The 23,675-nt window shown below is 34.4% G+C and carries 20 protein-coding genes; 19 read left to right on the top strand and 1 reads right to left on the bottom strand.

All coding sequences use genetic code 11. The annotated features are described in order from the left end of the window. Window positions 1-71 precede the first annotated feature (71 nt). The 4 genes from VF726_RS26580 (at window position 72) to VF726_RS26565 (ending at window position 4,728) form a co-directional block, all read left to right on the top strand. A complete protein-coding gene (locus VF726_RS26580) occupies window positions 72-665 on the top strand; it encodes an SGNH/GDSL hydrolase family protein (RefSeq protein ID WP_440173193.1) in 594 nt (197 codons plus the stop codon). A 391-nt stretch (window positions 666-1,056) separates the two neighbouring features. Next, entirely contained in the window at window positions 1,057-3,024 is a 1,968-nt protein-coding gene (locus VF726_RS26575) for a penicillin-binding transpeptidase domain-containing protein (protein WP_440173192.1), read from the top strand. Between the two features lie 353 nt (window positions 3,025-3,377). Then, on the top strand, window positions 3,378-3,911 hold the full coding sequence (locus VF726_RS26570) for an RNA polymerase sigma factor (protein ID WP_440173191.1): 534 nt from the start codon (window positions 3,378-3,380) through the stop codon (window positions 3,909-3,911). Then, window positions 3,901-4,728, top strand: coding sequence for an SH3 domain-containing protein (locus VF726_RS26565; protein WP_440173189.1), 828 nt, complete (start codon window positions 3,901-3,903; stop codon window positions 4,726-4,728). Before VF726_RS26570 ends, VF726_RS26565 begins: the two co-directional genes overlap by 11 nt. Window positions 4,729-4,742: 14 nt before the next feature. On the opposite strand, the gene VF726_RS26560 is transcribed toward VF726_RS26565, so the two are convergent. Then, on the bottom strand, window positions 4,743-6,506 hold the full coding sequence (locus VF726_RS26560) for a peptidoglycan D,D-transpeptidase FtsI family protein (protein ID WP_440173187.1): 1,764 nt from the start codon (window positions 6,504-6,506) through the stop codon (window positions 4,743-4,745). Between the two features lie 330 nt (window positions 6,507-6,836). Between VF726_RS26560 and VF726_RS26555 the strand changes: the two genes are divergently transcribed. The 15 genes from VF726_RS26555 to VF726_RS26485 all read left to right on the top strand — a co-directional run bounded on the left by VF726_RS26555 (window position 6,837) and on the right by VF726_RS26485 (window position 23,472). After that, the gene (locus VF726_RS26555) at window positions 6,837-8,966 is read left to right on the top strand and encodes a peptidoglycan D,D-transpeptidase FtsI family protein (protein WP_440173185.1); all 2,130 of its coding nucleotides are present in this window, start codon (window positions 6,837-6,839) and stop codon (window positions 8,964-8,966) included. A 206-nt stretch (window positions 8,967-9,172) separates the two neighbouring features. Beyond that, complete coding sequence (bla, locus tag VF726_RS26550) at window positions 9,173-10,120, top strand: class A beta-lactamase Bla1 (protein WP_440173315.1); 948 nt, start codon at window positions 9,173-9,175, stop codon at window positions 10,118-10,120. 256 nt (window positions 10,121-10,376) lie between these two features. Then, complete coding sequence (locus VF726_RS26545) at window positions 10,377-11,219, top strand: metallophosphoesterase (RefSeq protein WP_440173183.1); 843 nt, start codon at window positions 10,377-10,379, stop codon at window positions 11,217-11,219. Between the two features lie 208 nt (window positions 11,220-11,427). Then, on the top strand, window positions 11,428-11,679 hold the full coding sequence (locus VF726_RS26540) for a hypothetical protein (protein WP_000548621.1): 252 nt from the start codon (window positions 11,428-11,430) through the stop codon (window positions 11,677-11,679). A 184-nt stretch (window positions 11,680-11,863) separates the two neighbouring features. Then, window positions 11,864-12,589 carry an ABC transporter ATP-binding protein gene (locus tag VF726_RS26535; RefSeq protein WP_440173180.1) on the top strand — a complete coding sequence of 242 codons (726 nt, stop codon included), beginning with the start codon at window positions 11,864-11,866 and terminating at the stop codon, window positions 12,587-12,589. Further along, complete coding sequence (locus VF726_RS26530; RefSeq protein ID WP_440173178.1) at window positions 12,586-13,605, top strand: ABC transporter permease; 1,020 nt, start codon at window positions 12,586-12,588, stop codon at window positions 13,603-13,605. Before VF726_RS26535 ends, VF726_RS26530 begins: the two co-directional genes overlap by 4 nt. A 24-nt stretch (window positions 13,606-13,629) precedes the next feature. Further along, complete coding sequence (locus VF726_RS26525) at window positions 13,630-14,283, top strand: TetR/AcrR family transcriptional regulator (RefSeq protein WP_440173176.1); 654 nt, start codon at window positions 13,630-13,632, stop codon at window positions 14,281-14,283. A gap of 4 nt (window positions 14,284-14,287) precedes the next feature. Further along, window positions 14,288-15,256 (top strand): YbgA family protein, encoded by a 969-nt coding sequence (locus tag VF726_RS26520; protein WP_440173175.1) that lies wholly within the window; start codon window positions 14,288-14,290, stop codon window positions 15,254-15,256. 215 nt (window positions 15,257-15,471) lie between these two features. Beyond that, window positions 15,472-16,617: an acyl-CoA dehydrogenase gene (locus VF726_RS26515; protein ID WP_440173174.1), complete on the top strand. Its 1,146-nt coding sequence runs from the start codon at window positions 15,472-15,474 to the stop codon at window positions 16,615-16,617. A gap of 15 nt (window positions 16,618-16,632) precedes the next feature. Beyond that, window positions 16,633-17,970: an acetyl-CoA carboxylase biotin carboxylase subunit gene (locus VF726_RS26510; protein ID WP_440173172.1), complete on the top strand. Its 1,338-nt coding sequence runs from the start codon at window positions 16,633-16,635 to the stop codon at window positions 17,968-17,970. A 26-nt stretch (window positions 17,971-17,996) separates the two neighbouring features. Next, complete coding sequence (locus VF726_RS26505) at window positions 17,997-18,212, top strand: acetyl-CoA carboxylase biotin carboxyl carrier protein subunit (RefSeq protein WP_001985297.1); 216 nt, start codon at window positions 17,997-17,999, stop codon at window positions 18,210-18,212. Between the two features lie 21 nt (window positions 18,213-18,233). Next, on the top strand, window positions 18,234-19,145 hold the full coding sequence (mvaB, locus tag VF726_RS26500) for a hydroxymethylglutaryl-CoA lyase (protein ID WP_440173170.1): 912 nt from the start codon (window positions 18,234-18,236) through the stop codon (window positions 19,143-19,145). Between the two features lie 4 nt (window positions 19,146-19,149). After that, the gene (locus VF726_RS26495) at window positions 19,150-19,938 is read left to right on the top strand and encodes an enoyl-CoA hydratase (RefSeq protein WP_440173168.1); all 789 of its coding nucleotides are present in this window, start codon (window positions 19,150-19,152) and stop codon (window positions 19,936-19,938) included. A 2-nt stretch (window positions 19,939-19,940) separates the two neighbouring features. Beyond that, window positions 19,941-21,482: an acyl-CoA carboxylase subunit beta gene (locus VF726_RS26490; RefSeq protein WP_000886752.1), complete on the top strand. Its 1,542-nt coding sequence runs from the start codon at window positions 19,941-19,943 to the stop codon at window positions 21,480-21,482. Between the two features lie 49 nt (window positions 21,483-21,531). Further along, entirely contained in the window at window positions 21,532-23,472 is a 1,941-nt protein-coding gene (locus tag VF726_RS26485) for an AMP-binding protein (RefSeq protein WP_440173166.1), read from the top strand. The last annotated feature ends 203 nt before the right edge of the window (window positions 23,473-23,675 follow it).

The following is a 23,675-nucleotide window of genomic DNA, read 5'->3' as shown; positions in this document are numbered from 1 at the left end:
TACAATGGAAATAGATATACGCTGTAAACTATTATATAGTGTAGATATGAATACAAAAAGGGGGCATACATATGTGGAAGCGATTTGTAGCGATTGGTGATAGTTTTACAGAGGGGATAGGGGATGAAGTTGAGGGTATAGCATTAAAAAGCTGGGTAGATCATTTTGTTCAACTGTGTGTAAACGATATAGAATATGCCAATTTTGCAAAGCGTGGGTTAGTAACGAAAGAAATTCGCTCAAAGCAATTGGAAAAGGCATTAACGTTTAATCCAGATTTGGTTAGTCTAATTGCTGGTGCAAACGATGTTTTAAAAGGACGTTGGAATCATAAAGAATATAAGAACGAAATGGAATTTATGATAGATACATTAAGTAAAACAGATGCGGATATTATTATAGCGAGCCTTCCAGATTTTACAGTTCGGCTTCCATTTTCTTCTGAAAAAAAACATATGTTAAAAGAACAATTATTAGAGGCAAACGAAGTTATCCTTTCATTAAGCAGAGAGTATAAGCTTCATCATGTTGATTTTTGGAATCATCAATTAGTTAATGACAATACGCTTTGGTCTAAGGATTTCATTCATCCAAACTCAAAAGGATATGTAAAAGTTGCTGAATTAATTCATAGTAGTTTACCTGTACATGACTCTTCTAAATAAACTTTAGAGTGAACGAATCCCCCAGTCGCATACAGCACAAGGGATTTGATGCGAAATAGAAGGATATACAGCGTCTATAAATTAAAATTTAAGTAATTTTTTTGTTGAAGGCCCCTTAGAATAAGGGGCTTTTTTGTATTAAATATCTATAAAAAGGATCAGAGCTGGGAATCTAAACAAAAAGATATTTTAAATAATAGTGTTAAATAGATAGGCTCCTTTTGTTTGTAAGAATATTAATATCTTCTCCTTCGAATGGAACTTAATCATAAATTTTTTTTGTAAATGTGGAACAATTTCACTTCTTACACTGTCTATTAAGCGTTACAACATTTTTTATTTAATAGATCTAGAAAGGAAAAAACATTTTTAACTAAGGGAGAAGATTGAATTGAAAAAATTATGGATGCTGCTTTTCTTTTGTTTTGCAGTTATGTTGATAGGATGTAATAAAAGCGAACCATCAAAACAAGCATTTGAAGAATATATCAATTTATGGAATGATAAAAAGTTTGCAAATATGTATGATCATTTATCAGAACATACCAAAAAAACGATTTCTAAAAAGGAATTCACAGAGAAATATCAAAAAATTTATGAAGGTATTGGAGTTAAGAATTTAAAAGTTAAAACGAAAGGAGAGAATACGAAAGATAAGGAACTTTTTCTTTTTGAAGTTAAGATGGATACGGATGGAGGAACAGCTTCATTTATCCATGAAGCAAAACTTGTAAAAGAAAAAGAATCTTGGAAAATAGATTGGACACCAGATTTCATTTTTCCAGGTATGAAAAAAGATTACAAAGTACGTATGCAATTAGAAAAAGGAAAACGCGGAGAAATATATGATCGAAATGGGAAAGGTCTTGCAACGAATGGAAAAGCGACTGAGGTTGGAATTATTCCAGAGAAGCTAGGAGAAACGGCGGCGCAAACAAAAGAAATAGTAGCACAATTACTTGATATGTCTACAGAAGAGATCGAACAGAAACTCACAGCGAAATGGATAAAACCAAACTCCTTTGTACCAATTGGTATTTTAAAAGAGGGAGCCAGACAGAATGATTATATTGAATTAGAAGGAGTTTCATCTCGCCCAGTAAATATTCGGACGTATCCATTAGGAGAAGCAGCCGCACACTTAACGGGATATATAGGAAAGGTGAATGCAGAGGAGTTAAAATCGCTTCAAAAAAAAGGATATCAAGCAGATGATTTAATAGGTAAGACAGGTTTAGAGAAAGTATTAGAGAATAAATTGCGTGGTGAAAAGGGTGGACGCGTATTTATAGAAGATGAGAGTGGGAAAGAAATTAAGAACGTAGCAAAAAAAGAAGCAAAAGAAGGGGAAAATGTTACGTTAACAATTGATGCTGCAATTCAAGAAAAAATCTTTAATGAGATGAAAAATGAAGCAGGATCTAGTGCAGCGGTTAATCCTAAAACGGGTGAAACAATTGCACTTGTAAGTAGCCCTGCTTATAATCCGAATACACTAGTGCGAGGTGCATCAAAAGCACAAAGAGAAGCGTGGACTAACGACGCGAAACTACCAATGATGAATCGCTTCACACAAGCATTTGTACCAGGTTCCGTATTTAAAACGATTACAGGTGCAATTGGTTTGGAAACAAACGCAATAAATCCTAAGGAAGAATTTAATATTCAAGGATTCAAGTGGACAAAAGATTCATCTTGGGGAAATTATTATATAACACGTGTGAAGGATGCAAGTCCAATTGATTTTGATAAGGCGATGAAGTACTCTGATAATATTTATTTTGCTCAACAAGCTTTGAAAATAGGAAAAGATCAGTATATAAATGAACTGAAGAAATACGGTTTTCATGAAAAATTACCAATCGAATACGAATTTCCTATGTCAATCATTGCAAGAGATGGGATAAAAAATGATATTCAACTAGCAGACACGGGATACGGACAAGGACAAGTATTAATGACACCACTTCATTTAGCATTAACATATGCACCGATTGTGAATGAAGGGAATATTCCGTCGCCCCATCTTTTAAAAGAAGCAAGAGTAACGGGAAATTGGAAAGAAAATGTGGTTTCTAAAAAGAATCAAGACATATTAAAGAGTGCATTAACAAAAGTCATTAATGACCCTGATGGCGCAGGGAGAATCGCTAAGGTTGAAGGTATAACTCTTGCGGGTAAAACCGGTACAGCAGAGCTGAAAGAGTCGAAAGAAGCAGACGGAAAAGAACTTGGATGGTTTGCAGCTTTTGATGCAAATGAGCCAGATATGATTGTTACAATGATGATTGAAGATGTAAAAGGAAGAGGCGGAAGCAATGTTCCAGGTGAAAAAGTAAAACATGTTTTTCAGAAATAATACCTTAGTATAAGGGGAAATCTTTTAGTAAATTCACTATACTTTTGCCTAACTTAAAGAAAAATTAAGTATCACAAAAGCATTCTTCTTAATCGAGAATGCTTTTTCTATTTTATTATGGCTCGAGGAAGTTGATGCTTCATCATATATTGTTTAAATCAAATTCTTTGGTTTTAAATGTGATATTATGGAACCTGTCATTTAAGAGAATATATAGGTGATTATTTAAAGCTTCTTCTATGGAAAAAAGATAATCAATGGAACAAATGAAGCTTGTATCTTGTCTATATATTGAAACCATAATAAAAGTGAGGGCAGTTTTATGTTTATTCAAATAAGTTTGAGGTGTGGAAATGGAACAGACGTTTATTGAAAAGTGTAATCATGATGAGCTGGACTATATTATAAAAGATTATTGGCAAGATGTATGGAATTATTCATTTATTATTACGAAAGATCCACACTTATCAGATGATATCACGCAAGATGTATTTATAAAGGTATTTAAAAATTGGAATTCATTTCGAGAGGAGTCATCTATTAAAACTTGGATATTAAAAATCACAAGAAATACGGCAATAAACTATTTGAAATCCTCCTATTTTAAAAGGATATCTTTAATAGGATTTTTTAGTGACGATAAGCAATCCCAATCGGCAGAACAAGAATTTTTTAAGCAAGAAGAAATGAATGAAGCGTGGAAAGTTGTATTAAAACTACCTAAAAAACACCGTGAAATAATAATTTTAGACGCGAAATATGAATTATCTTATGAAGAAATGGCCGAAACACTAGGAGTATCCATTGGAACTGTAAAATCTAGATTAAGCCGAGCGAGAAGTAAGGTTTCAAAATTAATAGGGGAGGGTAGTAGTGATGAACAATAAACAAAATCCTGACTGGTATAAAAAATTAAAAAAAGGCCCAATGGAACACCGTAAAGATGAAGAAGAATATATTTATAAAATAAAGCAATCTATATACCAAAGTAATGAGGGATATTCTCCAAAACAGACAAGACCATTTCGTAAAAAAGCATTACCAATTGTAGTGGTTTTAGCTTGTACATTTTTATTTTTTATTGTTCAACAACCTTGGCTTGATGATAATAAATCACCGGTACAAAGTAGTACTCAAATTAAGCCTAAAACAAAAGATGAGTCTGATCAAGATCCAACATTAAAACAGTTTATGAATGAGTTATATCAAAGTACAAATGTAAAAAATGAAAATGACTTGTATAAAGTGTTAAATGATGAAGTTCTATTTAAAGGGAAGAGTTATAAGAAGGATGAACTGAAGTTCGATGAAGATATTTTTCATGAGTTGCAAGTCGCTCTTACAATGGGGGGAGAGTTTGCAAATGATACAAAGAAAGTATACAAAGTACCAAGTGGATTGACAGAAAGTAATCAACCAAAGCAAGCTCATTTTATATATGCAACTGTTACTGGAAATAAAACAAAAATATTAGCTGAACCAAAGCGAGAATCACGAGTTTTATATGAAGTATCTAATGAAATGGTAAAAGCTTGGATTCCAGAAAAAGTGCAGAGTGATGGATTTATAAAAATATCGACTATTAGCGGTAATACTGGATATGTACAAAAAGAGTATGTTTTAACTGATATTAAATATTCATTTATGTTCGAAAAGGATCGTGAAGGTAAATGGAAAATAACGAATATAGATTCTATATGGTAAAAGAGGAAGGTTCATTAAAGTGAACCTTCCTCTTTATTTTTAGTCTCTTTTTGAAGAGTATTCCAGTACTCTAAAATTTCTGATGTAACGAGAGCAGCAATGTTTTTTTCTGAATTACTACCAGGAATAACGACAGAAACGGCAATTTGTGGATTTTCGGTAGGAGCATATGCAATGAAAAGAGAATGATTGATCATCCTTGCTTGCTCATTCGGAAAACCTGTAATTCCTGTTTTACCTGCGACGTCAAAGGGTAGCTTTTTAATCTCTTCTATATTTTGGCTCATTCCGCCTTGCACGACATTCCAAAAGTCCGTCGGATAATGATTTGAACTTTCTAAAATTGGTTTAAAATTTTTTGTTACCTTACCATTTGGACCAATAATAGCACTTACGATTTGAGGTTTATATTTATCACCTTTACTTGCCAAAGTGGCTGCATATTGGGCGAGTTGAAGAGGAGTGTGTACTTCATTTCCTCCCCAAGAGGCATTTAATAAAGCGGAGATTCCATTTTCAAACTTGTTTGTTGGATGAAATTCATATTGTCCGTCTTCTTCAAAGGGTAAATCAATCCCGGTTTTAGAACGAAGGCCAAATTGCTTTAAGTACTCTGTCCATATATGTGCAACTTTTTCTATATTCCCGTTATTTTGGTTGAATAAGGGCAGAGCTACTTTTGCTGTCATAAATGTGTTAGATGAATTAATGATAGCCTGCCTCGGTGTAATTTCACCTATTGGTGTTCCAGGTGCATTCGTAATGTTATTTTGATTATCATACTCAAAAGTACCCTTGTCTAAATAAGTATCTTCAGGTTGAAAAAGCTTTTCGTTTAATCCAATTAAAATAGTAAGTGGTTTTATAGTAGATGCCATATTTACATAGTATTCACCATACTTTAGTTTTTGAATTGTTTTATTTTGCGAAAGCGATTTAATGTTTTCTATTTTAGGTGATACATGTGTATTTAATATATTTGGATCAAAAACTGCTGAGTTGGCCATAGTTAAAATTGCGCCAGTTTTCACATCGGTTACTACAACATAACCAGCATTAACATCAGTTATTTTCTTAATTTGAGATCTTAATGCTTCCTCTGTTTTTTGCTGTAACTTAGAGTCTAAAGCTAGCCGAATATCTTTTCCTTTTTGTACTTTTTGAATGTTCCATAAGAACTTTTTATTATTCATTTTAAAAATAAGAGTTTTACTCGGTTTTCCTTTTAAATCATTTTCGTATTGTAGCTCAATCCCGTTTTTTCCAACAGCCATATGTTTTGAATTAAAGTCATTTTCTACATACCCAATTACTTGTGAACCAATTTCATGCTTAGGATAATATCGGATCACTTCATCTTTAATTATTACATTTTTGGGTTTGTTTTTGTTTATGAATGCAAGTTCATTCTCAGTTATATCAGAGTATAACGGTATATCATTCATAGCCTGCTTTTTACAAGATTGCTGTAATTGAGATTTTATGTTCTTTGCAGAAATGTCATGTTGAAACTCGCTTGAAAATTGATTGAAAAAAGCTAATGCGTTTGCTGTATCTTGTTTCGATATCTTTTCATCATTAAAGGTGCAATATAGAGACTTAACTTTCTTATCCGTAGCTAGTATTACTCCATTTTGATCTAGTATTTTTCCTCTTTCAGCTGAAGAAGTTTCGATAGTAATTGAAATGAAATGGCTTTTTAATAAAATTATTAAAATTACACCCATAATAGAAAGAACCGCTATAAATCTCCATTTTTTTATTTTTGTATGTAACATAAAACCCTCCCTTTTTAGCCTATTCCATATTATAGTTAATTATTTTTTTTGTAAATGTGGAACAACTTTCTTATTTAGGTTGTCTATTAAGTATTACAGCATGAAGAAAGGAATAATTAGTATGAAAATTTACTTTTAATATGAGTCATTATACAGTGTAGCATTTCTAATGCGAGCGACAAAAAAAGAGAGATAACAAGACTGGAGAGTTTTGAATTACGTAGCAAAACGAAAAGAAATGGATGCTTACAAGGGTTTAGTGAAAAAGTCGAACCGATATTTATAATCGGCCATCGTTATGTAATATAGAAGCAAATATATGGAGGATTTATGGGAAAGCAAAAAGGAAAGAACAAGACATATATATCTATTCGATTAAATATAATGTTCCTTTGCATATTTTTATTATTTTCAGCTATTATTATGCAGCTAGGAAAAGTGCAAATCGTAGAGGGGGAGGCTTATAAGAATCAAGTGGAAAGTAGTCAAAATGCAACAACTAGCATTCCAGTTCCGCGTGGACAAATACTAGATCGAGAAGGGAAAACAGTTGTTAATAATAAGTCCCTTCGTACGATTACGTATACAAGGGGAAAGGGAATTACTAATGAAGATATTTTAAAAACAGCAAACGACTTAGCAGAAGTACTTGAAATGCCCGAACAAGATATAAATAAATTAACAGATATCGATAAAAAAGATTTTTGGATGCAGTTGAATACGAAACGTGCGGAGACAATGATTACCAAAAAAGATATAGAAAAGTTTAAAGAAAAGGGAATAGAGGGGAAAGAGTTAGATAAAAAAATAGAAGAATTAAGACGAAGTCGTGTTACAGAAGCTGAATTGGCAGAATTAACAACACAAGACTTAAAGGTATTAGCTATTAAAAGTAAAATGAGTTCAGGTTATCAACTGACACCACAAATTATTAAAAAAGATGTAACAGATGAAGAGTATGCGCGGATAAGTGAAAACCTTGCGGATTTTCCAGGAGTAGATGCAACGGTTGATTGGGAACGCAATTACGTAAATGGTAATTTATTTCGTTCTGTATTAGGAAATATTACGAGTAGTGAAGAAGGATTACCGAAAGAAAATTTAGATTCTTATTTAGTACGTGGATATAACCGTAATGATCGTGTAGGAAAAAGTTATATTGAACAACGATATGAAGATGTATTACATGGCACGAAAGAAGAAGTGAAAAACATCACTGATAATTCTGGAAATATTATAAACACAGAAATAATTTCTAAAGGAAAAAGTGGTAATAGTTTAACTTTAACGATTGATATGGAATTACAAAAGAAAGTAGAAGAAAGTATAGAGAAAAACTTGAGAGCTTTTAAGAGTTCAGAGCCACTATTGGACCGAGCTTTTGTTGTTATGACGAATCCGAATAACGGACAGATTTTATCTATGGCAGGCAAAAGGATTGTAGAGAAAGAAGGAAAAATAGAAATCGAGGATTTGGCATTAGGTAATATGACAACTTCGTATGAACTAGGGTCAGCTGTAAAAGGTGCAACTTTATTAACTGGATATGAGACAGGAGCAATACAACCAGGAGATCAATTTTATGATGCACCGATGAAATTTAAAGGTACACAAGCTAAGAAATCGTGGAATGTATCCGGATTTGGTAATATTAATGATTTACGAGCGCTACAAGTATCTTCGAATGTATACATGTTCCAGACAGCTTTAAAAATTGCGGGAGTTAATTACGTACCAAATGGTTCATTGGATATAAAACAAGAAGCATTTAATACGATGCGCTATTATTTTAAACAATTTGGATTAGGAGTTCCAACGGGTATTGATTTACCGAATGAAATAATTGGACAAACTAGAAAAGTAGATAGTCAGCCTGGATTTTTACTAGATTTTTCTATCGGTCAGTATGATACGTATACGCCGTTGCAATTAGCGCAATACATTTCAACAATTGCTAATGGCGGTTATAGAATGCAACCTCAAATTGTACAAGAAATACGAGAACAATCAATAAAAGAAGAGGTTGGCAAAGTTATACGCTCTATAGAGCCTGTCGTATTAAATCGAGTTGATATGAAGACAGAACATATTGATCGAATAAAAGAAGGGTTTAGATGGGTATTCCAAGAAGGTGATGGAACTGGCGTGAAGTATTTCAAAAACGCGCCATATAAACCAGCAGGAAAGACAGGGACAGCCGAAACTGTATATGGTGGAGATGATCCAATTGGTAGAAACGCAAAAGGAGAACGTATGGAATGTTACAACTTAACATTAGTTGGATATGCTCCATATGATAATCCAGAAGTGGCATTTTCTATTGTAGTCCCATGGCTTCATGATGATAAAAGTGGAATTAATTCTATAATTGGAAAGGAAGTTTTAGATGTATACTTTGATTTAAAACAGCAACGTATACATGGTGAAGCTGCTAGTATAGATAATTCTAATCAAAATTAGTAAAATGTGAGTACTTCTCTCAGGGGAAGAGACCCTGTTTATATATAAGTCTTTAAAAGTTAAAAGAAGATTTGAGATAAGAGATAGCAGCTATCATAGTTGCTATCTTTTATTTTGTTAATAATACCGATATTAGTTATAAAGTTTTTTTAGTTTATGGAACAAACTTGTTTCAGTGGTTGTCTATTATGTGTAAGTAAAAAAGTATTAAGAACTTGAAAGGAATGATGATTTTGAAAAACAAGAGGATGCTAAAAATAGGAATATGCGTTGGTATATTAGGTTTAAGTCTTACAAGCTTAGAAACTTTTACAGGTGGGTCACTGCAAGTTGAAGCGAAAGAAAAGACTGGACAAGTGAAACATAAAAATCAGGCGACGCATAAAGAATTCTCTCAACTTGAGAAAAAATTTGATGCTCGATTAGGTGTATATGCGATTGATACTGGTACACATCAAACAATTTCTTATCGACATAACGAAAGATTTGCCTTCGCATCAACCTACAAGGCTTTAGCCGCAGGAGTATTGCTACAGCAAAACTCTACTGAGAAATTAAATGAAGTTATTACTTATACGAAAGAAGACTTAGTGGATTATTCACCTGTTACCGAGAAACATGTAGATACTGGAATGACACTAGGAGAAATTGCTGAGGCTGCTGTTCGTTACAGTGATAATACTGCAGGGAACATTTTATTCCATAAAATAGGCGGACCGAAAGGATATGAAAAAGCGCTTAGACAGATGGAGGATCGGGTTACTATGTCTGATCGCTTTGAAACAGAATTAAACGAGGCTATTCCTGGTGACATTCGTGACACTAGTACAGCGAAAGCAATTGCTACCAATCTTAAATCTTTTACGGTCGGAAATGCGCTTCCGGTTCATAAGCGTAATATTCTTACAGAGTGGATGAAAGGAAATGCAACTGGAGACAAACTTATTCGTGCGGGTGTACCAACTGACTGGATAGTTGGAGATAAATCAGGAGCTGGAAGTTATGGAACACGAAATGATATCGCTATCGTTTGGCCGCCGAATAGAGCACCAATTATCATCGCAATTTTATCTAGTAAAGATGAGAAAGAGGCTACCTATGATAATCAACTTATTGCAGATGCAGCTGAAGTTATAGTTAATGCTTTAAGGTGATAGTATATGAGTTTTACATTTTTAAAAATAATGTTATTGAAGAAATAAAGTTAGAAAACGATTCTTTTTCGTGTGAAAAGAATCGTTTTTGTATTCTTATTTTGAAATGGATAAAAGTAAACAAATTCAAATATTTATTACGTAATTCATTTGAAATTTCATGTACTGCATTTTATTAACTTAAACAATTCCAAAAATGTATAATATAATTTAGGTAACATAAATAAGTGTTTTATGAAAATAAAAGGGAGAGAATATGAAGAAAAATATGAATAGAATCATATTGTTTATTGCCATATTAGTAGGCTCTAGTATCTTTTTATATGTACAGAACAATTTAATAAGCATAACTAAAGTTAATATAAAATCTAGTAAAATTCCTTCTACATTTAAAGGCTTTAAAATTCTACAAATTTCAGATTTACATAATAAAAAATTTGGCAACAATCAAGAAACTTTAATTCAAAAAGTAAAAGGTGAAAATCCAGATGTTATTGTTATTACAGGTGATTTAATTGACAGTAAATCATACGATGCAGATGTAAGTATGGAATTAATACGAGAACTTGTAATGGAGTATCCTATATATTTTGTGACAGGAAACCATGAAAAATGGTCAGGAAAATATAATGATTTAGAGAAAGAACTAAAGAAACACCATGTTACTGTTTTAAGAAATGAACATGTAACGATTCAAAAAGAGGAACAAAAAATAAATTTACTTGGTATTGATGATCCGGAATTTGTAACTGGAAACCGTGATGAAGGAAATGTTGTAAAAGATGAAATTTCAAAAGCGAAATTTGAAATGAAGCCAGCTACATATAATGTATTACTATCCCATAGACCTGAATTTCTGGCAGAGTATGCTAATGAGAAAATAGATTTAGTGTTATCAGGGCATGCTCATGGAGGACAAGTTAGATTGCCATTTATCGGAGGATTAGTTGCTCCGAATCAAGGGCTATTTCCTACATATACAGCCGGTTTATATGAAAAACAAAATACATCTATGGTAGTGAATAGAGGCTTAGGTAACAGTGTCATTCCGCAAAGAATTTTTAATAGGCCAGAACTTGTAGTCGTACAGTTAAATTGAACTGTACGACTTTTTGTATAGAGAAAAATAGGTCATATGAAATTTATACAAGTTAACATTACAATTTTGTTAAAAATTTTCTACGTTACATAAAGTAACAAAATTTGACCCGAAGAGTTTGTTATAGTGTAAATAATCAAAAAACTTAAAATTTGTCGAGTGAAAATTGTGATAAGGAATTTATAAAAAAACTTAAAGGGGTGTACACATGCATAAAGAATATGAAATTGAAGAGTATACGGCGATTGAGGAACAAATACATTATTATTGTAAATGCTTATTAGTAAGTCATCCTGATCAAATTATAAAGTATTTAGAAAAAAGGTTAGAAAAATATGCAGAAACGTTACAATATGCCCATTTATATCCCGACACAGTTATTTTACCGTTACAGCAATTAGTAATCGAATATTCTTTAGATGTTGCTAGAATTAGGAAATATATGAATTTAAAAACGTAAAATAAAATATATTATTTAAATGAAACAGAGTCGACTTTAAGAAATGATATTCTAATGTCGACTCTGTTTCATTGTTTAATATTGTTGTTGGAAATTACATACTAATCAATGAAGTTTGACATATAATTACGCAAGAGTAAAATAAAAGTGAGTACTCACTCATTTTGAAAAGGGGGAAGAAAACATGCAGCAACCTGCCATTATTTTACGGACTGTATCAAAAAGTTTTGGCAAAAAAGAAGTGTTACACAATCTTTCATTGCAAGTTGAAAAAGCAGAGATATTTGGTTTAGTTGGGCCTTCTGGTTCAGGAAAAACGACTCTTATTAAAATGATTGCAGGTATTAATGAGGTAACGGAAGGTGAAGTGTTTGTTTACAACACGAACATGCCTAATTTAAATGAAATGAAAAGAATTGGCTATATGGCTCAGGCTGATGCATTATACGAAGAATTATCAGCATATGAAAATGCAGATTTTATGGCAACAATGTATGGATTAAAGGGAAAGCATAAAAAAGAAAGAATACAAGAGGCTTTTGATCTTGTACAATTATCACAACATATGAAAAAACAAGTACAGCATTTTTCAGGCGGAATGAAGAAGCGTTTATCATTAGCGATAGCACTCATTCATGAACCTGAAATATTAATTTTAGATGAGCCGACAGTGGGGATAGATCCGCTTCTTAGAAAAACGATCTGGGAAAAATTTTATGATCTTAAAAAGAAAGGTACTACCATTATTGTAACGACGCACATTATGGATGAAGCTGAGTTTTGTGAACGATTAGGATTAATTAGAGAAGGAAAGTTAGTTGCGACTGGAACGCCTGAAGAATTGAAAAAGCGGGTATCATCAGGACGGATTGAAGATGTCTTTTTGTTGGATGAGGAGGCCCTATCATGAGAGTTACCGGTGTAATCATTCGTATTATTCGTCAATTTTTTCGAGATAAGCGTTCGTTAGCGATGATGTTTGGGGCACCAATGTTATTACTTTGGTTATTGTCACTAGTGTTTACTCAAAAAGACTATGTACCGCATATTGCTGTTGTTGATATGCCTGCTCAGGTAGTAAAAGTAATGAAAAATCAGGAAGCATCGATTTATGAATATAGTAAAGAAAAGGCAATGTCTGAATTGGAAAAACAAAAGGTAGATGCAGTAATACGTTTAGAAAATGGGAAAATGAATATTGAATTAGAAGGTAGTGATTCGTCAAAAAATCGTGCTGTACTTCAAATCTTACAAACAAGTACAGAGAAGAACGATGTATCGATTATGAAATCTGAAGTAAATTATTTACATGGCTCTAAAGACTTTACAATGTTTGATGGGCTTGGGCCTGTATTAATTGGTTTCTTTACATTTTTCTTTGTATTTATTTTATCAGGGGTCTCTTTCGTAAGAGAACGTTTAAGTGGTACTTTAGAAAGGTTATTATCGACTCCAATTAAAAGATGGGAAATAGTTGTTGGATATATTATTGGTTTTGGGATCTTTGCATTTATACAATCCATTATAATTGTAAGTTTCTCAGTTTATATTCTAGACTTGTATGTAGCTGGTTCCATATGGCTAACGCTACTTATTACATGCATGCTTTCTTTAACAGCATTAACTTTAGGGACGTTTTTATCAGCGTACGCAAATAATGAATTTCAAATGATTCAGTTTATACCACTTGTCATCGTGCCACAAATTTTCTTTTCGGGGTTGTTTCCAATTGAATCTATGAATAAGTGGCTTCAAATGTTAGGGAAATTATTTCCGCTCACATATGGTGCTGACGCAATGAGACAAGTGATGATTCGAAATCAAGGATTTACAGAGATTGCATTAGATCTTACTGTATTACTACTTTTTTCACTATTATTTGCAATAGGAAATGTATTTGCATTAAAGAAACATCGGAAAATATAATGATGGTACAAAGGGGCATTATAGATGAAGAAGGATTGGCTGGAAGAATTAATTGCCGCAACAAATACGGATAAACGAAATGAACGTCAAATGCGTATATTAGAGGCGGCTGTTGATATGTTTGGTGAAAAAGGGTACGCTTCAACTTCAACAAGTGAAATTGCAAAGCGTGCTGGTGTAGCGGAAGGAACAATCTTCCGCTACTATAAAACGAAAAAAGATTTATTGTTAGCAGTCGTCATGCCGACACTAACAAAGTTTGCTGCACCATTTTTCGTACAAGCTTTCGCAAAGGAGATATTTAAATCGGAGTATGAATCATATGAAGGGCTTCTAAGAGTTGTTATTCATAATCGTTTTGATTTTGCAAAAAAGCATTTTCCAATGATAAAGATATTAATTCAAGAAGTGCCATTTCAGCCAGAACTGAAAAATGAAATACAACATTTAGTAGAAACTGAGTTACTTTCACATTTTAAAAAGTTAATTGTAAAGTTTCAAGAGGAAGGGGAAATTATTGAAATACCACCATCTTCTGTATTACGACTTACTTTAACAGCTGTATTAGGATTACTATTAACACGTTTTTTATTATTGCCTGAAGAAAAGTGGGATGATGAATTGGAAATTGAAAATACGATTCAATTTATATTATACGGATTAACGCCACGGAGGTAATGTAATGCGCCAATTTGCAAAACCGAAAATTGTTGTTAGTAAATGTTTAGAATTTGACGCTTGTCGTTATAATGGCGAGATGATTCCAGATGTAACAATACGAAATTTGCAGCCATTTGTTACATTTATACCTATTTGCCCAGAAGTCGAGATCGGATTGGGGACTCCTCGTGAAACGATACGAATTGTAGAAGAAAACGGTGTGAATAGACTTGTGCAGCCGTCGACACGGGAAGATGTAACTGGGAAAATGGAGCAATTCTCAAATGATTTTTTACAGACGATACCTGACGTGGATGGTTTTATTTTAAAAAATCGTTCGCCAAGTTGTGGTACGCGTGATGTGAAAATTTATTCTGGTTTTGAAAAGGCGCCAGCAAAAGGAAAGGGATCTGGTTTATTTGGCGGAGCAGTAATAAAAAAATTTTCGCATCTTCCAATTGAAGAAGAAGGTAGATTGTCGAATTTTATTATTAGAGAACATTTCTTTACAAGGTTATTTACAATCGCATATTACAAAATGATTAAACCTAATAAAAATATGAAAGAACTTGTATCGTTTCAGTCGGACAATAAATATTTATTTATGGCATATAATCAGGTAAGACAAAAGGAATTAGGGCGTATTATTGCAAATCATAAAAATGAAACGATTGAAGTTGTATTTGATAAATATGAGAAGATTTTATATGAATTATTTATGCGCACACCCCGCTATACATCGAATATAAATGTATGTGAGCATATTTTTGGATATTTTAAAACAAAGCTGAAAAAACAAGAAAAAGATCACTTTTTCGATTTGATACAAAAATATAAAGAAAAGAAAATCCCGCTTAGTAGCCTACTTACAATTTTAAAATCATGGGCTCTTCGATTTGATGAAAAGTATTTATTAAGACAAACCTATTTCGAACCATACCCTGAATCTTTAGTAGAGATTTCAGATTCGGGAAAAGGTAGAGATTATTAAACAATAAATTACATAATTCGACAAAAAAATCCTATGTTGTTGTAGAACAATGTAGGAATTTTTTTATGCATTAGTACAGAATCTGTTTTAAAATTAAGTTATGACAGAATTATAACAATTATCTAACTAATGTTTTTGTCTTTTAATTCGTAATGTTTGTAGTAGAAACTCGCACGCTGTCGAAACTCAATATTCGATAAGGGGTGTGTAGCGGAATGGAATTTACTCTAACTCGCGAAAAACAAATGATTAAAGAAATGGTACGTGACTTTGCTGAAAAGGAAATCGCACCGAAAGCTGTGTATTATGACAAAACTGCGGAATTTCCATATGAAACATTTCAAAAAATGGGCGAACTAGGATTATTAGGCATCCCATTCCCTGAAGAGTATGGAGGTTCAGGTGGCGATACTGTATCGTACGCGTTAGCAGTTGAAGAAATTGGTCGTGCTTGTGGTGGCACAGGATTAAGTTACGCTGCAACAATTTCATTAGGTGCTTCTCCAATTTATTATTTCGGTACAGAAGAACAAAAACAGAAATATTTAGTTCCAATGGCATCAGGTAAAACTTTAGGTGCTTTCGGATTAACTGAGCCGAACGCGGGATCCGATGCAGGTGGTACACAAACGAAAGCTGTATTAGATGGCGATGAATATGTAATTAGTGGTGAAAAGTGTTGGATTACAAATGCGGAGTATGCAAATACAATTATTGTAACCGCTGTCAACGGTGTTGAAGACAATGGTAGAAAACGTATTTCGGCATTTATCGTACCGACTACAAGTGAAGGGTTAACGATCACAAGTCCTTACGATAAAATGGGTGTTCGTGCTTCTAATACATGTGAAATCGTACTTGATGGTGTACGTGTACCGAAAGAAAATATTCTTGGTGATGTAAATAAAGGATTTAAACAATTCTTATATACTCTTGATGGAGGACGTATTTCAATTGCAGCATTAGCTGTTGGTATTGCACAATCTGCATTTGAACGTGCATTGCAATATGCGAAAGAACGTCAACAATTTGGAAAGTCAATCTCTAATTTCCAAGCGATTCAATTTAAATTAGCTGATATGGCGACTGAAGTAGAGCTAGCGCGTAATTTAGTACATAAAGCAGCTTGGTTAAAAGATAACGATAAACCTTTCGGTAAAGAAGCGGCTATGGCAAAATTATTTGCATCTGAAGCAGCAAGCCGTATTGCAAATCAAGCAGTACAAATTCACGGTGGATACGGTTATATGCGTGAATATGAAGTGGAACGACATATTCGTGATGCGAAACTATTAGAAATTGGTGAAGGAACTTCTGAAATTCAACGTCTCGTAATTGCTAGACATTTAGGATGTAGATAAAGGGGAGGAATCACTATGTTTCAAAAAATATTAATTGCCAATCGCGGAGAAATCGCAGTTCGTATTATGAAAACTTGTCAAAAACTTGGCATTCGTACTGTTGCTATTTATTCTGAGGCTGATGAAAATGCCCTTCATGTAAAAATGGCAAATGAAGCTTACTTAGTAGGTGGGCCGCGTGTCCAAGAAAGCTATTTAAACCTTGAAAAAATTATTGAGATAGCTAAGAAGACAAATGCTGAAGCAATCCATCCGGGATATGGATTATTATCTGAGAATCCATCTTTTCCGGTTCGCTGTAAAGAAGAAGGAATCGTATTTATCGGACCATCAGAAGAAATCATTACGAAGATGGGAAGTAAAATCGAATCACGTATTGCAATGCAAGCTGCAGATGTCCCAGTAGTTCCAGGGATTACTACAAATATTGAAACTGCTGAAGAAGCAATTGAAATTGCTAAACAGATTGGTTATCCATTAATGTTGAAGGCATCCGCAGGGGGCGGAGGCATTGGAATGCAGTTGATGGAAACTGAGCAAACGCTCACCAAAGCATTTGAAAGTAACAAAACAAGAGCGCAAAACTTCTTCGGTAACGGAGAAATGTATTTAGAGCGCTATATTGCAGATGCGCATCATATTGAAATTCAACTTTTAGCAGATACACATGGTAACACAGTGTATTTATGGGAGCGTGAATGTTCAGTGCAGCGCCGAAATCAGAAAGTGATTGAAGAAGCACCTTCACCATTTTTAGATGAAGGTACACGAAAAGCGATGGGTGAAGTTGCTGTACAAGCTGCCAAAGCTCTAGGATATACAAATGCTGGTACAGTTGAGTTTCTAGTTGACGATCAGAAAAACTTCTATTTCTTAGAGATGAATACGAGATTACAAGTAGAGCATCCAGTTACAGAAGAAATTACTGGTTTAGATCTTGTAGAACAACAACTTTTAATTGCATATGGTGAGAAATTATCGTTTACACAAGATGATGTAAAGCGTAGTGGTCATGCCATCGAGGCACGTATTTATGCAGAAGATCCGAAAACTTTCTTCCCATCACCTGGGAAAATTACAGATTTAACGCTTCCAACAAATGTACGTATTGATCACTTTTTGGAGAATCAAGTAACAATTACACCTTTCTATGATCCAATGATTGCGAAAGTCATTGCTCATGGTGAAACTCGTGAAGAAGCAATTTCGAAATTACATGATGCTTTAGAAGAATTAAAAGTAGAAGGTATTAAAACGAACACGCCAATGTTAATTCAAGTTTTAGAAGATGATGTGTTCAAAAGCGGTATTTATACGACGGGTTTTGTAACGAAACAACTTGTTAAAAAATAAGGTTTAACAATATTAAGGGGGAAAAAATGATGACGAAAGTATATGCATCGATGGCAGGAAATGTATGGAAGATTGTTGTAGGAGTAGGAGATACAGTAGAGGAAGAGCAGGATGTCGTCATTTTGGAATCTATGAAAATGGAAATTCCAATCGTTTCAGAAGAAGCTGGCACAGTTATGAAAATTAATGTGCAAGAAGGCGATTTTGTAAATGAAGGAGATGTATTACTAGAAATTGAATAGGGAGATATAGGGGGAAGCGAATTGAAACTACCTAATTTTGCTGTCATTAAAGAAGTCGGGCCACGTGATGGCTTACAAAATGAAAAAAAGATTGTTGGCACAAAAGATAAAGTAAAATGGATTCAACTACTTACAGAGGCTGGATTATCGTACGTTGAAGTTTCCTCATTCGTTCACCCTAAGTGGGTCCCTGCATTAGCAGATGCAAATGATGTGTTTTCTGAGCTGAAAAGGGATCCGAATGTTACATATGCAGCGCTTGTTCCAAATCAAAATGGTTTGGAACGAGCTTTTTTGCAAAATGTAGATGAGGTGAATGTTTTTTTATCAGCAAGTGAATCTCATAATAAAAGTAATATTAATAAATCAATTAAAGAAGCATTAGTTGTAATTGAAGATATAACAAAACAGGCATTATTCGAAGGGAAAAAAGTAAGAGGCTATGTTTCTACTGTATTTGGATGTCCTTATGAAGGGGATATAAGTCTCGTAGCAGTTGACGAATTATGTAATCAACTATTTTCATACGGCATTTATGAAGTATCTCTTGGCGACACAATCGGAGTAGCAAATCCACTACAAGTAGAGCAAGTATTAGAGCTTTTATTAAAGAAATATGATGCTTCGCAGTTTGCAATGCACTTCCATAATACGTATGGTATGGCTTTAGCAAATGTAGTTAAGTCGTTAGAATATGGTATTACAACGTTTGATAGTTCTTGTGGTGGCCTTGGGGGATGTCCATATGCACCAGGAGCATCAGGAAACGTTGCAACTGATGACTTAGTTCATATGCTCCATAAGTTAGGGGTACAAACGAATATTGATGAAGAGAAGTTATTGAGAGCGAGTCAATTTATTCAAAGTAAATTAAATATCCAATTACCGAGTCATGTGTATAGAGCGCTTCAACATAAAACGATAAGTAGGTGAGAAGATGCTACAATTACAAAACATTTCAGTTGATTATGTAACACCTCACGTTGTAAAGATTTCATTATATCGTGAAAGACAAGCAAACTCATTATCTTTAGCGTTATTAGAAGAATTACAAAACATACTAACTCAAATAAGTGAAGAGTCAAATACTCGTGTAGTTATTTTAACAGGGGCTGGTGAAAAAGCGTTTTGTGCTGGTGCTGATTTAAAAGAACGTGCTGGCATGAATGAAGAACAAGTTCGTCATGCTGTTAGTATGATTCGCACTACTATGGAAATGGTTGAACAATTACCACAACCAGTTATTGCTGCTATAAATGGAATTGCACTTGGTGGTGGCACGGAATTAAGTTTAGCTTGTGATTTTAGAATTGCTTCAGACACTGCAAGTCTTGGTCTTACTGAAACTACTCTTGCAATTATACCAGGAGCAGGTGGTACGCAGCGTTTGCCAAGATTAATTGGTGTTGGTAGAGCAAAAGAATTAATTTATACAGGCAGACGCATTTCGGCGCAAGAAGCGAAAGAATATGGTCTAGTAGAATTCGTTGTACCAGCTCATTTACTTGAAGAGAAAGCGATTGAAATGGCAGAGAGAATTGCTAGTAATGGTCCAATTGCTGTTCGATTAGCAAAAGAAGCAATTTCAAACGGTATTCAAGTTGATTTACATACCGGATTACAAATGGAAAAACAAGCGTATGAAGGTGTAATCCATACGAAAGATAGATTAGAAGGATTACAGGCATTCAAGGAAAAACGCACACCAATGTATAAGGGGGAGTAAATATGTTAGACCAAAAACAACAATCGAATACATTTGAAGAACGAGTTGAAACGATTAAACAAGGCGGCGCACCAAAATATCATGAACAAAACAAAGCGAAAGGTAAACTATTCGTTCGAGATCGCTTAGCTCTTTTATTTGATAATGGTGAATATGTAGAAGATGCATTATTTGCAAATTGTGAACAAACAGGATTACCTGCTGATGGTGTTATAACTGCAACGGGTAAAATACATGGTCGCACAGCATGTGTGATGGCAAATGATTCAACTGTAAAAGCAGGATCATGGGGCGCACGTACAGTTGAAAAGATTTTGCGTATTCAAGAAACGGCAGAAAAATTACGTGTTCCGTTATTTTATTTAGTTGACTCTGCTGGAGCACGTATTACTGATCAAGTTGAAATGTTCCCAGGGCGCCGCGGGGCAGGAAGAATCTTCTATAATCAAGTAAAATTATCAGGTAAAGTTCCTCAAGTATGCTTGTTATTTGGACCTTCTGCAGCTGGTGGTGCTTATATTCCAGCCTTTTGTGACGTTGTAATGATGGTAGAGGGAAATGCATCTATGTATTTAGGATCTCCTCGTATGGCTGAGATGGTTATCGGTGAGAAGGTAACGTTAGAAGAGATGGGCGGAGCTCGTATGCATTGCTCTGTATCAGGATGCGGAGATGTTTTATGTAAGACAGAAGAAGATGCGATTACACAAGCAAGACAATACATTTCATATTTTCCAAATAACTACTTAGAAAAGACTCCATTGGTTACACCTCAAGAACCGAAACAATTCGATAAAACGTTAGAAGAAATCATTCCAGAAAATCAAAATGCTCCTTTCAATATGAAAGATCTCATTAATAGAGTTATTGATGAAGGTTCTTTCTATGAAGTGAAAAAATTATTTGCTCAAGAACTAATAACAGGTTTAGCACGTATTGATGGTAAGCCAGTTGGTATTATTGCAAATCAACCGCGAATGAAAGGCGGCGTATTATTCCACGATTCAGCTGATAAAGCAGCGAAGTTTATTAATTTATGCGATGCATATCATATTCCATTATTATTCCTTGCAGATGTACCTGGATTTATGATTGGTACAAAAGTAGAACGTGCTGGTATCATTCGCCACGGCGCAAAAATGATTTCTGCAATGAGTGAAGCAACTGTGCCGAAAATTTCTATCGTTGTTCGTAAAGCATACGGTGCTGGTTTATATGCGATGGCAGGTCCAGCCTTTGAACCAGATTGCTGCCTTGCATTACCGACAGCTTCTATTGCGGTAATGGGTCCAGAAGCGGCGGTTAATGCTGTATATGCAAATAAGATTGCAGCTTTACCAGAAGAAGAGCGTGATAGCTTCATTGCTGAAAAACGAGAAGAGTATAAGAAAGATATTGATATTTACCATTTAGCATCAGAAATGGTCATTGATGGTATAGTTCATCCAAACAATTTAAGAGAAGAGTTAAAAGGACGATTCGAAATGTATATGAGTAAATATCAAGTATTTACGGATCGTAAACATCCTGTTTATCCAGTTTAAAAGCCCTATTTAGGGCTTTCTTGCTCAAAAAGTCAAGGAGGGGAAAACATTGAAACAAGCAGTTTGGTTTCCAACAGAAGAGTATAAGGAAAAAACACGTTTATATGGTTGGATGAAATCATTGGGCTATGAAGATTATGAAACGTTTTATAATAAATCTATTGAAGAAACAGCTTGGTTTTGGGGAGAAGCTGAGAAAGCGGTTGGCTATCAATGGATGAAACCTTATACAGAAGTGCTAGATCTAGAAAATGGTACGCCGTTTGCACAGTGGTATAATGGCGGAACATGTAACGTTGTAGAATCGGTTTTATCACGCTGGCTTGCAGATGATGAAACAAGAACACAACCAGCACTTCAGTATGAAGGGGAAAATGGAACTTCAAAATCATTTACATATGAAGAACTTGATAGCTGGGTAAGTCGAGTTGCAAACGGTTTGAGACATGCGGGTATTGAAAAAGGTGACCGTGTAACAATTTATATGCCGATGATTCCAGAAACAGTTGTTGCGATGCTAGCTGTAATGAAAATCGGAGCAATTATTTCACCAATATTCTCAGGATTTGCGTCTGATGCAGTCATGACACGTGTGCAAGCTGCAGGATCGAAAATGATCATTACTGCAGATGGTTTTTCACGCCGAGGTAAAGTTGTCTCATTAAAAGACGAAGTAGATAAGGCGTGTGAACATTGTCCAACTGTTGAAAAAGTTGTTATTGTTCGACATGCGGGAAATGAATTTACACCGCATAATTATGATTTTTCATGGAGCACGTTAGAAAAAGAAAAGCCATTTGTACATGCTGAAGAAATGCATAGTGATGATCCATTAATGCTCATTTATACATCAGGTACAACTGGGAAACCGAAAGGAACAGTACATACACATGCTGGTTTCCCTTTGAAAGCTGCATTTGATGCAGGTTTTGGGATGAACATCAAACAAGGCGACCGCGTATTATGGGTAACTGATATGGGATGGATGATGGGACCATTTCTACTATTCGGCTCTCTTATAAATGGAGCAACGATGGTTATGTACGAAGGCGTACCTGACTTCCCGGAGGCAGATCGTTTATGGAAGACAGTTGATAAATATGAAATTACACATCTCGGTATATCACCAACATTAATTCGTGCGTTAATGGCAAAAGGTGATGAGTATGTAAATAAACATTCGCTTAAGAGTTTAGAGGTATTTGCTTCAACAGGTGAACCTTGGAATCCAGACCCTTGGATGTGGCTATTTGAAACGGTTGGAAAAAGTATTGTGCCGATTTGTAACTACTCAGGCGGAACTGAAATTTCTGGTGGGATTTTCGGAAACGTCCTCATTAAACCGATTGCACCGATAAGCTTTAACGCTTCTTTACCAGGAATGGCAGCGGTAGTGCTCGATGATCAAGGTAATCCAATTCGTGATGAAGTTGGGGAATTATGTTTAGAGAAACCTTGGGTTGGTATGACGAAGAGTTTCTGGGAAGACGATGAACGTTATGTGAACACATATTGGTCACGTTTTGAAAATAAATGGGTTCATGGTGACTGGGTAATTTATGATGGTGAGCAGTATATTATTACAGGACGCTCAGATGATACGTTAAACATTGCTGGGAAACGTATCGGACCTGCTGAATATGAATCAATTCTTGTAAAGCATAATGACGTCATAGAAGCTGCTGCGATTGGTGTACCAGATGATGTAAAAGGTGAAGTTTGTCATTGTTTTGTAGTATTAAGAGATAATGTAACATTTACAGGAGAATTAAAGAAAGAATTAATGAGTTTAGTAAACTCTCATATTGGAAAAGCATTATGTCCAAAAGATATTCACGTTGTAGAGGATTTACCGAAAACACGTAATTCTAAAGTAATGCGACGCGTCATTAAAGCTGCTTACTTAGGGAAAGAATTAGGTGATTTATCATCACTTGTAAATCCTGAAGTAGTTCCGTTTATTCAGGGGTTGCAGTCTAGTAAATTATAAAGTTAGAAAGGAGCTCTATATAAATAGTGCTCCTTTTTTATTTTTATGAAAAGAGAAGAAGTGCAGTTGATGAAGAAGAAAAATTCTACTATTGGTGTTAAGTATGTTTTATAGTTTTAATCTAAATACGATATTATGGGATGTTTATTCAATGGAGAAATACTAATTTACAACAACAAGGTGAAGACAAAGCGTGACTGCTT

The organism is Bacillus sp. Brlt_9, from assembly GCF_051948935.1.
Classification (GTDB): domain Bacteria; phylum Bacillota; class Bacilli; order Bacillales; family Bacillaceae_G; genus Bacillus_A.
Note: the sequence above shows the minus strand (reverse complement) of the source record. Positions and strands in the feature narration are given on the sequence as shown.

Excerpts from the sequence above, each read along its gene's own strand:
- VF726_RS26580 (WP_440173193.1), top strand. The coding sequence starts at position 72 with ATGTGGAAGCGATTTGTAGCGATTGGTGATAGTTTTACAGAGGGGATA.
- VF726_RS26570 (WP_440173191.1), top strand. The coding sequence starts at position 3,378 with ATGGAACAGACGTTTATTGAAAAGTGTAATCATGATGAGCTGGACTAT.
- VF726_RS26565 (WP_440173189.1), top strand. The coding sequence starts at position 3,901 with ATGAACAATAAACAAAATCCTGACTGGTATAAAAAATTAAAAAAAGGC.
- VF726_RS26560 (WP_440173187.1), bottom strand. The coding sequence starts at position 6,506 with ATGTTACATACAAAAATAAAAAAATGGAGATTTATAGCGGTTCTTTCT.
- VF726_RS26555 (WP_440173185.1), top strand. The coding sequence starts at position 6,837 with ATGGGAAAGCAAAAAGGAAAGAACAAGACATATATATCTATTCGATTA.
- VF726_RS26545 (WP_440173183.1), top strand. The coding sequence starts at position 10,377 with ATGAAGAAAAATATGAATAGAATCATATTGTTTATTGCCATATTAGTA.
- VF726_RS26540 (WP_000548621.1), top strand. The coding sequence starts at position 11,428 with ATGCATAAAGAATATGAAATTGAAGAGTATACGGCGATTGAGGAACAA.
- VF726_RS26535 (WP_440173180.1), top strand. The coding sequence starts at position 11,864 with ATGCAGCAACCTGCCATTATTTTACGGACTGTATCAAAAAGTTTTGGC.
- VF726_RS26530 (WP_440173178.1), top strand. The coding sequence starts at position 12,586 with ATGAGAGTTACCGGTGTAATCATTCGTATTATTCGTCAATTTTTTCGA.
- VF726_RS26525 (WP_440173176.1), top strand. The coding sequence starts at position 13,630 with ATGAAGAAGGATTGGCTGGAAGAATTAATTGCCGCAACAAATACGGAT.
- VF726_RS26520 (WP_440173175.1), top strand. The coding sequence starts at position 14,288 with ATGCGCCAATTTGCAAAACCGAAAATTGTTGTTAGTAAATGTTTAGAA.
- VF726_RS26515 (WP_440173174.1), top strand. The coding sequence starts at position 15,472 with ATGGAATTTACTCTAACTCGCGAAAAACAAATGATTAAAGAAATGGTA.
- VF726_RS26510 (WP_440173172.1), top strand. The coding sequence starts at position 16,633 with ATGTTTCAAAAAATATTAATTGCCAATCGCGGAGAAATCGCAGTTCGT.
- VF726_RS26505 (WP_001985297.1), top strand. The coding sequence starts at position 17,997 with ATGATGACGAAAGTATATGCATCGATGGCAGGAAATGTATGGAAGATT.
- VF726_RS26495 (WP_440173168.1), top strand. The coding sequence starts at position 19,150 with ATGCTACAATTACAAAACATTTCAGTTGATTATGTAACACCTCACGTT.
- VF726_RS26490 (WP_000886752.1), top strand. The coding sequence starts at position 19,941 with ATGTTAGACCAAAAACAACAATCGAATACATTTGAAGAACGAGTTGAA.